Source organism: Cryobacterium sp. TS_SC_7 (assembly GCF_056156285.1).
Genome location: NZ_CM149589.1, coordinates 2,672,225 through 2,685,354, shown reverse-complemented (window position 1 = coordinate 2,685,354; position 13,130 = coordinate 2,672,225). Strand labels below are relative to the sequence as shown.

The 13,130-nt window shown below is 70.1% G+C and carries 10 protein-coding genes and 1 tRNA gene; all 11 read right to left on the bottom strand.

The window, feature by feature from the left end; translation table 11 throughout:
* Positions 1 to 15 precede the first annotated feature (15 nt).
* A complete protein-coding gene (locus tag AC0J5J_RS12365; protein WP_474898265.1) occupies positions 16 to 672 on the bottom strand; it encodes a class F sortase in 657 nt (218 codons plus the stop codon).
* Between the two features lie 14 nt (positions 673 to 686).
* Positions 687 to 1,523 (bottom strand): DUF4397 domain-containing protein, encoded by an 837-nt coding sequence (locus tag AC0J5J_RS12360; protein WP_474898264.1) that lies wholly within the window; start codon positions 1,521 to 1,523, stop codon positions 687 to 689.
* A gap of 135 nt (positions 1,524 to 1,658) precedes the next feature.
* On the bottom strand, positions 1,659 to 3,080 hold the full coding sequence (locus AC0J5J_RS12355; RefSeq protein WP_474898262.1) for an MFS transporter: 1,422 nt from the start codon (positions 3,078 to 3,080) through the stop codon (positions 1,659 to 1,661).
* A 222-nt stretch (positions 3,081 to 3,302) separates the two neighbouring features.
* Complete coding sequence (locus AC0J5J_RS12350; protein ID WP_474898260.1) at positions 3,303 to 4,031, bottom strand: alpha/beta fold hydrolase; 729 nt, start codon at positions 4,029 to 4,031, stop codon at positions 3,303 to 3,305.
* Positions 4,032 to 4,115: 84 nt separating this feature from the next.
* Positions 4,116 to 4,706, bottom strand: coding sequence for an isochorismatase family protein (locus tag AC0J5J_RS12345; RefSeq protein ID WP_134423706.1), 591 nt, complete (start codon positions 4,704 to 4,706; stop codon positions 4,116 to 4,118).
* A gap of 28 nt (positions 4,707 to 4,734) precedes the next feature.
* Positions 4,735 to 6,147 (bottom strand): D-alanyl-D-alanine carboxypeptidase/D-alanyl-D-alanine endopeptidase, encoded by a 1,413-nt coding sequence (gene dacB / locus AC0J5J_RS12340; protein ID WP_474898258.1) that lies wholly within the window; start codon positions 6,145 to 6,147, stop codon positions 4,735 to 4,737.
* 88 nt (positions 6,148 to 6,235) lie between these two features.
* Positions 6,236 to 8,521 (bottom strand): putative bifunctional diguanylate cyclase/phosphodiesterase, encoded by a 2,286-nt coding sequence (locus AC0J5J_RS12335; RefSeq protein ID WP_474898256.1) that lies wholly within the window; start codon positions 8,519 to 8,521, stop codon positions 6,236 to 6,238.
* A gap of 71 nt (positions 8,522 to 8,592) precedes the next feature.
* A complete protein-coding gene (locus AC0J5J_RS12330) occupies positions 8,593 to 10,905 on the bottom strand; it encodes a putative bifunctional diguanylate cyclase/phosphodiesterase (protein ID WP_474898255.1) in 2,313 nt (770 codons plus the stop codon).
* Positions 10,906 to 11,088: 183 nt separating this feature from the next.
* A complete protein-coding gene (locus tag AC0J5J_RS12325; RefSeq protein ID WP_474898253.1) occupies positions 11,089 to 12,087 on the bottom strand; it encodes a Gfo/Idh/MocA family protein in 999 nt (332 codons plus the stop codon).
* 280 nt (positions 12,088 to 12,367) lie between these two features.
* A tRNA-Thr gene (locus AC0J5J_RS12320) sits at positions 12,368 to 12,443 on the bottom strand.
* A gap of 47 nt (positions 12,444 to 12,490) precedes the next feature.
* Entirely contained in the window at positions 12,491 to 13,129 is a 639-nt protein-coding gene (locus tag AC0J5J_RS12315) for a TetR/AcrR family transcriptional regulator (RefSeq protein ID WP_134423701.1), read from the bottom strand.
* Position 13,130: the final 1 nt, after the last annotated feature.

Sequence of the window (13,130 nt, the reverse complement as noted above, 5' to 3'; positions counted from 1 at the left end):
AGCCACACCTCTGGGTCATGCGATCGGATTCGCCGAGACGATAACGTTCGACAGGTAGCTGCGGGCGTCGTAGTCGAATTCGCCGCCACAGGTGACGAGCGTGAGCCGGCCCGGGCCGGTGCGGTCGAAGATCGAATCCCAGGGGACATCCGCCTTATTGACCGTCTGCACCGATTCGACCGCGTAGCGTCGCTCCTGGCCGTCTTCGGTGGTCACCACGACCTCGGTGCCGGCCGGTGCCGAGGCCAGCTCGGCGAACGGTCCGATGTCGTAGACCAGGGAGTCGACATGGGCGGCGACGACGGTCGCCCCGGTGGCGCTCACCGGAGACGGGCCGAACCGGTACCAGGCGGCGATCGACGGGTCTTTGGGCAGTTCCATCGCCCCGTCGGCGGCCAGACCCACAGGTTCGATCTCCATGTCGATTCCGAGGGAGCCGACACGGATGCGCTGGGGAGCCAGGGCTCGGGGCGCCTGGTTTTGGTCCAGCGCGGAGCTGACCGTGGGCACCAGGTCCGCGGCGGCGGGCGGCGGGGCCGGTGCCGGCGTCGTGGTGGCTGCAGTGGGAGGCACGTAGGCCGTGGAGGACGCTTCGCTCGGGGCGGTGGTGCACCCCGTGAGCAGGACAAGAGCCACAGCGAGCGCTGTGAAGATGCCCGCTGTGGCTCTCATCGAAGGTTCCTCTACTAGCGGCGAGCGGCGGACAGGCGACGCATGCCGACGACGGCTGCGGCGACCAGGCCCATCAGCACGGCGAAGCCACCGACAATGAGCCCGGTGGATTCGTTCGCCTGGTTGGTGGCGACGAGTCCGGCCTCACCGGCGGGGATGCTGTCCGGGTTTGAGTGAAGCCCGTCGATGGTCTGAACGGCCAGGGCGAGGTTCTTGTCGGCCAGGCTGCCCCACGCGTAGACGATCGTGTTCGTGCCCTCGGCAACGTTCACGTCTGCCGGGCCGATCACCGGGTCAGTCGTTCCGGTTGCGGCGACGGCGGCCGAGATGGTGCCGGCCGGCAACGTGAGCACGGACTCGTTCGGGTTCGTCAGGGCCGTGATCGCGGCGGCTCCGTTGGCCAGCACATCGACCGCGGGGGCTGCTGCCACGTGGCGGACCGTCAAGCGGCCCTCGCCGGCGGCGACCTGAGAGATGTCGTTGGTGAACAACGTCGCCGTCGGCTTGCCGTCCGCGTCGAGGTTGGCGGTGGCGGTGTAGTTCTTGCCGGCCTCCAGCGGGAGGTCGATCGGGCCGATGACGGGTGCGCTGGCATCCGCTGCGTCCGACGCGGTGATGGCCACCTTGTAGGTGCCTGCCGGCAGGTCGAGGGGACCGGCCAGGTCGCCCGGCTTGAAGTCGTCCAGGGTCAGCTCATCGTTCACGTACACGTCGACGGTGAGGCCGGGAACTCCGTGGAGCACGGACAGCTTGGCGACGTCTTCGGCTGCCTGCGCCGGAGCGAGTCCGCCGAGCGCGACAAGGGCGCCGAGGGTTCCGGCCGTCATTCCGATCTTGAGGGACTTGTGCATCGTTTCCTCCTGCTATTGGGTCAGTGAGTGGGTCACTCTGGAGAGGGACTTACTGCCTCTCTTACACTCACTTCTGCCAGGGAGCCGGAAACGGATGCACGTGCATCGACTTTTTTTGACGAATTTTTCTTCGGATCAGGCCGTTGCGTCCGTGCGCACCGGCATCCCCGGTGTCCTGCCCGCGCGGTGCAGTGAGATGTCCCGGTGGAAGATCACGAGCACCAGCACCAGTGACACGGCCGAGACCGCAGCCCCGCCCGCGAACATCGCCGGATAGCCCAGCCAGGGCTCGAGCAGGGACAGCGCCAGCGGCACGAAGAACCCCAGGTAGGTGATGCCGTAGTAGATCGCGGTCAACCGGGCGAGGTGGTCGGGCGGCGCGATCCGCTGCACCTCCTGCAGTCCCGACACCATCAGCAGGCCGTAGGCGGCGCCGAGCAGGGCCGCGGTCGGCAGGATCAGCCAGAGCCGCGGCGGGCTCACGGCCACGGATGCGAGCAGCAGCGACCCGAGGGTCAGCATCAGCGCGAACATGATGCCTCGGGCGTTGTGTCCCGCGGTGATCCGGTGGCTGAACAGTTGGAGCGACGCGCCCGCGACGAGCGCCACCACGCAGAGAAGGGCCGCGAACGCCACCGGGGCGGACGGGATCTCGGCGGCGGCGAGTGCGGGCAGGATGGCGTAGGCGGTCGTGGCCGTGCCGAAGACCCACGGCGCCACCGGCACGATCAGGAGCAGGAACCGCGGGTACGGCGAGGTGGGCGGGTGGGCGGCCGGCCGGGCGCCGGGCGCGACGCCCTGCCCCTGGGACTCCGGGGTGCGCAGCAGCAGCAGCCCGAACACCACCGCGATCACCGTGTGGGCCGCGTAGGGCAGAACGCCGGGGAAGGGTGCCCACTGGGCCAGCACGCCGGAGCTGGCCGCGCCGAGGGCGAAACCGAGGGACAGGGCGATGGTCGCCCGCCGCGCCCCGGAGGCTCGGTCGGCGCGGAGGTCGAAGGGTTTCGCCGAGAGTTCCTTCACCCAGCTGGTGCCCACGGCCATGGCCAGACCCAGGGCGACCCCGGACAGGATGCGACCGAATAGCAGCAGCGGAACACTCCCGGCCGAGACGGCCAGCAGCACGCTTCCGGCGATCGCGATCCACGGTGCGGGCAGCATCAGCGGCCGGCGGCCGAACCGGTCGGACAGCGGACCGGCGATCAACAGGGCCGGGATGATGCCGAGCACGTAGGCGCCGAGCAGCAGGTTCGCGAGTTGGTTCGAGAACCCGTCGGCCTGCCGGTACATCACCAGCAGCGGGGTGAATTCGTTGCCGCCCCAGGCCACGGCGAAGATCGCGGCGGCCGGCGCCAGCCAGAACCGCCGTCCCCCGGCGGCCGAGCCCGCCCCGGTGGTCGAGCCTGCCCCGGTGGTCGAGCCTGTCGAGACCCCCGAGCCCACCCCGGTGGTCGAGCCCACCCCGGTGGTCGAGCCCACCCCGGTGGTCGAGCCCACCCCGGTGGTCGAGCCTGTCGAGACCCCCGCCCCCGCGGCATCCTGAATGTCGGTAGTCATGACGGTCCCCCGGTCGGCATCCAGCGGGCTCGGCAGCGAGGCCCGCGCCCACCCAGCCTAGGCGAGGCAGTCGGCACCACTCCCCCGCTGCCGGTGAACGAATTCAACGGAGATTGTGGGAAAACTGAGGGTTTTCGGCCTGTTCAGGGGCGATACGGGCAAAATCTCCGTCGAATTCGTTGGGGCGGGCCGGCGGCGCGGGCCGCGGCGGCAGCCGCGGACTCAGGCCAGGAACTCCAGCGCGGCGCGCTTGAACTCGCGGGAGGTGAGCGAGTTGACGTGGTCGCGGCCCGCCAGCTCGAGGTACTCGGACCCGCGCGCGCGGGCGAGGTCAGCGACCCCGGCCGGGATGGAATCGGCGCCGCCCGCGACGTAGAGCACGGGCATCTCGGCCGGCACGTCGAGCGAGGAGCCGGCCACCCCGCCGACGCAGGCCACGAGGGCCTCACGGTCGGCGCCATCGGTGATCGCGGCCCCCAGCACCGCGACGATCGACGGGTCGGCGGCGACGGTTCCGTCGGTCACGAACCGTTGCACGGCATCCGGATGCCAGGTCTCGAACAGCTCGTCCGGCCCGGCCCCGCCGAGCACCATGCGGCGCACCCGTGCCGGAGCCAGCCGGGCCAGCGCCGCCGCCACGCGCGAGCCCATCGAGTAGGCGATCACGTCGACCTGCTCGAGTTCCAGGGCGTCGAGCACCACGACGAGGTCGGCGGCCAGCTGCCGGGGCAGATAGTCCTCGGCCCGATGCGGCCTGTCGCTCCGGCCGTGCCCGCGGAGGTCGGGCGTGATCACGCCGCGGCCTGCCTCCTGCACGGCACGAACCCAGCCGGTGCCGGCCCAGGTGACCTGCGCCGTGGAGGCGAACCCGTGCACGAGCAGCACCGGGCGGTCACCGGGAACGAAATCGTAGGCGATCCGCACGCCGTCCAGGCGCCGGGCGTAGAGCACGTCGCCCGTCGCCGAATCAGCTGATCCCGTCGAACTCGTCGATCTCGTCGAACTCGTCGATCCCGTCGAATCTGCCGCGCCCACCTAGGCGACCACGTCGGAGGTGACGAGGAGCGAGCCGGCGTAGCCCAGCTCGGCCAGGGCCGCGTCGCTCGATTCCCGGGCGACGCCCGCGACCAGGTCGGTCAGCACCCGCACGTGCTGGCCGTGTTCGAGGGCGTCCAGGCCCGAGGCTCGCACGCAGTGGTCGGTGGCCAGCCCCACGATGTCGATGTCGGTGACGCCGTTGGCGATCAGCAGTTCGCCCGTCTTCTCACCACCCTCGGAGACTCCGTCGAAGATCGAGTAGCCGGCTTCCCCCTGGCCCTTGCGAATGTGGATGGTCGTGTCCGGCACCAGCAGCGACGGGTGGTACTCCGCGCCGGGGGTGCCCGCGACGCAGTGCACCGGCCAGGACTCCGTGTAGTCGGGGTCTCCCTCCCGGGCGAAGTGGCCGCCGTTGTCACTGTCGGGGTCATGCCAGTCGCGGGAGGCGAAGATCACGTCATAGGCATCCGGATGCTCCAGGAGCAGCGCGCTGATCCCCTCGGCGACCGCAGACCCACCCTCGACGGCGAGGGCTCCGCCCTCGGTGAAGTCGTTCTGAACGTCGATGATGAACAGGGCCCTGGTCACGGATGACTCCTTCTCTCGCCGGTTGAGGTCAGGAGTTCGACAGGTTGCCGCCACAGCGGAAGAACCCCGCGGCGATGGTGTCGAGCGCCTGCTTGGCATTATCGCTCACATCACCGAGAGCGTAAACGGCGAAGGTGAGCGGCGTGCCGTCGGCCGCCCGGATGACGCCGGACAGCGTGTAACCGGTGTCGATCCAGCCCGTCTTGGCGAAGACGGCCCCGTCGGCGACCGCGTTGTCGCCCGTGAACCGGTCGCTGTAGGACAGCGAACCGGTGGGTCCCCCGGCCACCGGCAGGCCGTCGAAGATCACGCCGAGGTCGCCCTCGCGATCGTTGATCTTCACGAACAGCCGGGTGAGGTAGGCCGGCGCCACCGCGTTGTCGTCGCTCAGGCCCGAGCCGTCGCGGATGACGATCCCGGTCGTGTCGATGCCGTAGGAATCGAGCGCGGAGACGATCGATTGCTGCAGTGCGTCGAAGGTGTTGCCCGCGCCCGACTCCACCGCGACCAGCCGGGCGAGCATCTCGGCCAACGCGTTGTCCGACACGATCAGCGTCTGCCCGATCAGCACGGACACCGGCTGGGACTGCACGGCGGCGAGCTGGGCAGCCCCGGCCGGGGCGGTGCCGCGGCTGATGCTCACACCGCCGCCGAGCGCGTCGGCGAAGGCCTGCCCGGCACGCCCGACCGGGTCGGTGCTGCGCGCCGACGTGTGGCGTGCCGGGTCGTCCCGGTCGCCGTCGACCTGGAGGGCGGTCACGTCGGACATCGACCCGGCGTTGCGTTCCAGCTCATCCCAGCTCGGCTCCCAGCCGGGGCCGGCGAAGAGGGAGGAGTCCAGCACGAGCGAGGTGATCGGCGGGTTGGCCGGGTTCGCCTGCCAGGCGGCCACGGTCTGGCGGGCGAGATCGTCGAGGTGGGCGGCGCCGGGATAGACGGACTCGGTGCCGGTGGGCAGGCGGGACAGGGTCACGTCTCCCCCGCCGACCAGCACGACCGATCCCGGCTCGCTGCCGGCGACGACGGTGGTCGTGACCCGGTGGTCCGGTCCGAGCACGTCGAGCGCGGCGGCGCTGGTCAGCACCTTCAGCACGCTCGCAGTGCGCGAGGGGGTGCTGCCGCCGCGGTCGAAGAGCACCGTGCCCGTGGCGGCGTTCAGCACCTGGGCCTGAAAGTCCGCCAGCCTCGGGTCGGCCGCGAGGGCCGCGACCGAGCAGGTGCGCAGGGCGTCGGCCGCGGCGGCGTCGACGGGCACCGGGCGGGACGGATCAGCGGCCGGGGCGGCCAGTGGCACGGTCGAGTCCACCGCCGTGACGGATGCCGTGGCCGCGGCATCCGGGGCCCGGGTTGCCGCTCCGGCAGCGACGGCCCCGGCGCCCAGCAGGAGCAGCAGGGCGGCGGCGGCCGTGACTCGGGTGCGCAGGGGCTTCAGTTCTACCACCCGAGCACTGTACCTGCCGTGCATGTGAGGTGCGCTCACTCCAGGCGGCGACAACCGCGCAGCGCCGGACCGCAACCCGGCGCGGCGCCTAGTTCATGGGGGCCAGGGCGACCTGGCGGGCCCTGAACCAGGAGTCCAGCGCTGCCGCCGGCAGCGGGCGCGAGATGTAGAAGCCCTGCGCCTCGTCGCAGCCGTCCGCGACCAGCTCGGCGTAGGCGATCGCATCCTCGACGCCCTCGGCCACCATCCGCACGCCGAGGCTGTGCGCGAGTTCAACGATGGAGGCCACCAGGGCGGCGGCCCGGGTGTCGTCCGCCATCGGGAAGACGAAGGACTTGTCCAGCTTGAGCTCGTCGATCGGGAGGTCCCGGAGATAGGCCAGGGAGCTGTAGCCGGTGCCGAAATCGTCCACCGCGATGCGGATCCCGCTCTCGCGCAGTCGCCACAGGATTTCCCGGGCCCGGGCCCGGTCTTCCATCAGGAAGTCCTCGGTGATCTCCAGCATCAGGTCGGACGGCGCCAGGCCGCGCACCTGCACCATGGCGCTGATCCGTTCGGGCAGGTCGGCCTCGATCAGCGAGCTGGCGGACATATTGACCGCGACGGCCAGGGGCCGGCCCTCGGCCCGCCAGGCCACGGCCTGGTCGAGGGCCTTGCCCAGCACGATCCGGGTCAGCTCGCGCATGAGGCCGGCGCCCTCGGCCGTGGGCAGGAACGCATCGGGGGGAAGCAGGCCTCGCGTGGGGTGCTGCCAGCGCACCAGCGCCTCCACCCCGTGCACGTGGCCGGTGCCGAGTTCGACCTTGGGCTGATAGTGCAGAACGAGCTCGTCGGTGACGAACGCCCGCCGCAGGTCTTCGAGCATCCGTAGCCGGGAATCGCCGTGGATGTCGTCGGTGAAGGTGAAGACGTGGTGCCCGCTGCGCGACGTCGTGGCCTTGGCCTTGTACATGGCCATGTCGGCCTTGCGCAGGAGCACCTTGAGGGTGGTGCCCTGGTCGGGGAACAGGGCGATACCGATGCTGACGTTGGTCTCGATCGCGATTCCCTCGAGGGTGAACGACCGGGCCAGCACGGCCTGCAGCTTCTCCGCCAACGCCACCGCCTGATCGTGGCCGGCATCGCGGAGCATGATCGCGAACTCGTCCCCGCCGAGGCGGGCGAGCAGATCCCCGGGGCGCAGCTCCGCGTTCAGCCGCGATCCGACCTGCACCAGCAGCAGGTCGCCGACATCGTGGCCGAGGCTGTCGTTCACCTCCTTGAACCGGTCCAGGTCCAGCAGCAGCAACGCACACCGGCTGTCGTGCGCCGGGTACAGGTACCCGGCTGCCTCGGCGTAGAGGGCCCGCCGGTTCGGCAGCCCGGTCAGGTCGTCGGTGCGCGCCTGACGGCGGAGGTCGGCCATCCGTCCCAGCTGGCGGGATCCGAGTTGGGTGCGGACGACCCCGATCACCAGGGTCACGCCCGCGAGGACCACGGCTGGGATGGAGATTCGCACCTGGGTGCCCAGCACGAGCACCGTCATCCCCGCGGCCGACGCCAAGGCCGGAACGGCCAGCGTCCACGCCCCGTTCAGCGCACGCCCGGCGGCGGATCCCGGGCGCGCCAGCTCCCAGAGCCAGGTCGCCGTCAGGGTGAGGCCCACGGCCCAGCCGGCATCCAGCACCGTGCCGACCACGTACTCGTCGGAGGCGACCCGGAACGCGTAGACGGCGTCGCTCACCGTGAAGACCACCAGACCCAGCCCGAGCAAGGCCCACCGGCGCCCCAGATTGAGTCCGCGGGCTGCGGCGATCCCGATGATGACCGACACCAGCACCAAATCGAACAGCGGGTAGCTGACGGCCACCAGAATGGCCAGGGACGGCGGGCCGGCCGCCGCCGTTTCGAAGGCCGGGGCCATCAGAACGGCCAGCACGGATGCGGCGCCGAGCGAACCCAGGGCACCGTCCACGTGAACGGATCGGGGTATCGGCCGGAGCTGACGATGCACCAGCACCACCAACCCGACCAGCAGCAGCGGATAGAACAGCATGTAGCCCAGGTCGGCGAACGACGGGTACGGCAGTGCTCCCGCACCCCCGAGGAGGAAGTAGGTGGTGGCGAGCCCGAAAACGGTGACGGCCGACGCGACCAGGACCAGCGGCATCCGCCCGGTTGCGGCGCGGGCCACGGCCACCCAGCAGACCAGGGCCGGGGTCAGCTCGGTGATCACCCAGAACCCGCTGGTGACCGTCGCCTCGACACCGCCGGCCAGCAGGCACAACACGTAGGCGATCAGGAGCAGCCAGGTGCTCCCGAGCAGCCAGCGACCGGCCTGGGCGCGGCGACCGGAGCGGGCGTCCGGGCGGCCCGCGTGCGCGGTGACGTGCATTGGCCCCCCTGCCGTTTCCCCAACGCTAGCGGAGCGGGCGCGGGCGAAAGTGCCAGCGGCGTGGCCTGCCCTCACCCCAGAACAAGGGGTTCTTCAGACGAAGGCAGGGCGATCGGATCCCCGGCGCCATGGGCGCGCCAGAGAGCCTGGGACTCCGGATGACGCCGGGCGAGCCAGAGATCGAAATCGGCAGCCGGAACGGGACGCGACATGTAGTAGCCCTGGCCCTGGTCGCAGCCGAAGCGCGCCAGTGCCGCGTACGCCTCGGCGTCTTCGATCCCCTCGGCGACCATGGTCAGTCCGAGGCTGTGGGCCAGGATGACGGTCGAGGAGACCAGGGCGGCCGCACGCGGATCGTCGGTCATCGGCGACACGAACGACCGGTCCAGTTTGAGCTGGTCGATGGGCAGGTCGCGCAGGTAGGCCAGTGAGCTGTACCCGGTGCCGAAGTCGTCCACGGCGATGCGCACGCCCCGCACGCGCAACCGGCTGAGGATGTCGTGGGCACGGGCCCGGTCGGCCATCAGGAAGTCCTCGGTCACCTCCACCTGCAACGCGGACGACGGCAGGGCTCGGGCGAGGAGCATGGCGGCGATCCGTTCGGGCAGGCTTTCGTCCACGAGGGAACTGCCCGAGAAGTTCACGGCCACCGACAGGGGTGTGCCCTGCGCCTGCCAGCGCGCCGCCTGGTCGAGGGCCTGGGCCAGGACCACCTGGGTGAGGCCGGGCATGAGGCCCGATTCCTCGGCCAACTCGAGAAAAGCATCCGGATACAACAGGCCCCGCGTCGGATGCTGCCACCGCACGAGCGCCTCGACGCCCTGCACTGCGCCGGTGGCCAGCTCGATCTTGGGCTGGAAGTGCAGTACCAGTTCGTTCTCGGCCAGTGCGTTACGCAGCTCCTCGAGGGTGCGCAGGCGCGTGTCGCCGTGGCTGTCGTCGGTGCTCCGATAGACGTGGTGGCCGGTGCGGGCGGACTTGGCCTTGTACATGGCCATGTCGGCCTTGCGCAGCAGCACCGTGAGGTCGGCGCCCTGGGCCGGGTAGAGCGCGATTCCGATGCTGGCCGTGGTCGTCAGGGCGATCCCGGCGAGCGTGAACGGCACCGCCAGGGCGTCGAGCACCATGACCGCCGCGGTCTCGGCATCCGCTGCCTCCGCGCCGTCGAGAAGGATCGCGAATTCGTCCCCGCCGAGCCGGGCGAGCAGGTCGTCGGGCCCCAGCTGGGCGGAGAGCCGCGCGCCGACCTGCACCAGGAGCCTGTCCCCCGCATCGTGGCCGAGGCTGTCGTTGACTTCCTTGAACCGGTCCAGGTCGAGCACCAGCAGCGCGCGCCGGTTTCCGCCGGCCAGCAGACCCGGAACGTCGGCGTACAGTGACCGCCGGTTGGGCAGCCCGGTGAGGTCGTCGGTGCGGGTCTGGGTGCGCAGGTTGACCATGCGGCCCAGGTCCCGGAAGGCGAGGGCCGTGCGGATCGACGCCCCGATGAGGGCCAGGCTGGCCAGCACAACGGCGGTGATGGGAACGTCGACCCGGCTCGCCGTGACCAGCACCACGAGACCGCAACTCATGGCGATCGACGGCACCACCATCGCCCACGCCCCGCGCACGGGACGGCTGGGTCGGCTCGACGGGAGAGTGGAGCTGCGCAACCAGACCGCGATCAGGGCCAGGCCGACTGTCCAGCCCAGGTCCAGGGGGGTACCGATCGTGAAGCCGGGGCCCGTCACCCGGAATGCGAACAGGGTGTCGGTGACCGTGAAGATGAACAGACCCAGTATCAGCAGATTCCAGTTGCGGCCGACGCTCAATCCCCGGGCGGAGGCGATCCCAGCGACCACCGCCATCATGGTGAGGTCCCAGGAGGGGTAGGCCACCGCCACGAGGGCAGCCAGGGAGGGCATCCCGCCGTCGGTTTCCAGAACCGGGCCGAGCAGGACCGACAGCACGGCGGCGGCGCCGAACACGCCCACTGCGCTGTCCAGCGTCACCGGCCAGGACAGGGTGCGCAGCTGGCGGTAGACCAAGACGAACAGGGCGGCCAGGATCAGCGGGTTGAACAGGAGGTGTCCCGCATCCGCCAGAGACGGGAACGGAAGAGCCGGAGCACCGCCGAGTGTGACCAGGTAGCCCGTGTGGCCGGCGGCGAACGCGGTGACGGCGGACGCCACGAGCGGTTCCAGGTAGCGTCCCGTGCCCACACGCCGCACTTCCACCCAGCACACCACGGCCGTGACCCACTGGGCGAGCACGTTCGCGCCGGCAGCCACGGCGACGGGCATGCCGACACCGGTCAGCAGGGGGGTGACGACGGAACAGACCACGAGCACTCCGAGAAGCCACAGGAGCCAGGTGTGGGAGCGGCGGGGACGGAGAGCAGGCATGGATTGAGTGCGCACGGTTCGGTTCAGGGGAGTTGGACTCCGGGGGCTGCGGAGGGCCATCGTTCCCCTTTCCCGCTCGTACTGGAAAGAGTATCGGTGGCGGGCTTGCAGCCCAGCGCACCCGGCACCGATTTCGGCACGCCGGACACCCCCCAATCTGGTGGCGCGGGTGCGGGTCGGCGGCTACTCGCCGGGGTAGCGCAGCCCGATCTGTGCGCGCACCTCGTCGAGGGTCTCCATGATCGCCACGATCTCGTCGACCGGCAGAATGTCGCTGGAGATCTTCCCGGCCCGGATCAGCGACTCCGCCTCCGCCGCCTGGTAGTGCATGCCGCGCCCGTTGATCTCGGCGGTGAAGGTCTCGATCACCTCGTTGGCGCTGTTCAGCACCCGGAACGTCGTGGGCGCGTACCAGACCCGGTCGATGTCGATCCGGCCCAGGGTGCCGAGGATGGTGGCCGTGTTGGGGCCGGTCGTGTTGCTCGCCGACAGGGTCTGCGCGATCTGCCCGCCCGCGTAGCGGAAGGTGGTGGCGACCTGTGCGTCGGCGCCGGTGGCCTTGAACGTCGCGCTCGCGAGTATGGTCTCGGGCCGCCCGAACAGTTCGGAGGCGAACGTGAGCGGGTAGATGCCGAGGTCGAGCAGCGCGCCACCGCCGAGGTGCATGGCGTTCAGCCGGTGCGCCGGGTCATCGGGCAGGTCCTGGGTGTGGTCGGCGATCAGTGAGCGCACGTCGCCGAGGGTTCCTTCGGCGAGGATCTCGCGGATGCGCACCATGTGCGGCAGGAACCGGGTCCACATGCCCTCGAGCACCAGCAGTCCCTGGCGAGCACCGAGGTCGACGATCTCACGGGCCTCGGCGCCGTTCAGGGTGATCGGCTTCTCGATCAGAACGTGCTTGCCGGCGTTCAGGGCGAGCCGGGCGTTGTCCGCGTGAAACGGATGCGGGGTCGAAATGTAGATCACGTCGACGTCCGGGTCCGCGGCGAGGGCCTCGTAGCTCCCATGCGCGGTGGGGATGCCGAACTCGGCCGCGAAGGCATCCGCTGACGCCTGAGATCGGGAGCCGACCGCCTGCACCTGAAAGCCGTTCAGCACGAGGTCGTTCGTGAATGCGTGGGCGATCCCGCCCGTGGCCAGGATGCCCCAGCGAATTGCGTCGGTGCGTGTCGAGTCGGTCATGGGATCAGCCTAGTGAGTGCGGGAACCCGGTGGTCGAGCTCGTCGAGACCCGGCGAGCTCGTCGAGACCCGGCGAGCTCGCGCTGCGCCCCGGCCCGGGGCATCCGTCGTGACAGCACGCTAACTGCGGAGATTCTCGAAACACGCCGTTCCGCCGGGCACCACAGCAGGCGTGTCCCGAAAATCTCCGAGTTTGCGTCGCCACGCATGGCGACGCACGGCCAGACCAGACAGCGCAAGGCGCCGACAATCGACGGATGACCGGAGCGGCCTGAATGAGTTGGAGCCGCCTATCAGAATCGAACTGATGACCTTCTCATTACGAGTGAGACGCTCTACCGACTGAGCTAAGGCGGCGTCACGATTCTTCCTCTCGGAAAACCTCGGTGACACAGCAACCAAGCTTAGCTGGTCTTCAGCGTCATCTCGTACAGGTCGGCGAAGGATGCCGTGACGTACTCCGCCAGGGGCCGCGCCACATCGGAGTCGGCCCAGCATCGCCAGGCGTGGCGCAGGGCGGCCACGGCCACCAGGGTGAAGAGCAGCGCCCGTTGTTGCAGCTGCACCGAGTCGGCGCCGAGGTGCGGGTTGTCGGCGACGAAACGCCGGGTGATGATCTCCTGCAGGCGACCCTCGAAGTTGCGCAGGGTGGCCATCCGCATCCCGAACAGGTACGGGTTCTCCTTCATCAGCCGGCGCCGCAACTGGTGGATCTCCCGGTCACCGTCGGTGTTGCGGAGGCTGTCCGAGAGCAGCGCGGCCAGCTGGGCCAGCATGTCTCCGCCGGGTCCGCCGTGCACGAAGGCATCGATTTTCGGCTCAGAGGCCAGGTCGAGTTCGTCGCCGACGAGCGCGGCATCCTTCGACGGGAAGTAGTTGAAGAAGGTACGCGGAGACACGTCGGCTTCCCGGCTGATCTCCTCCACGGTGACCTTCTCCAGGCCCCGCTGGCAGGAGAGCGTGAGCACCGCGCGCTGGATGGCACGACGAGTGGCGAGCCGCTTGCGTTCCCGCAGCCCAGGTTCCTCGTGATGCCCCGACATG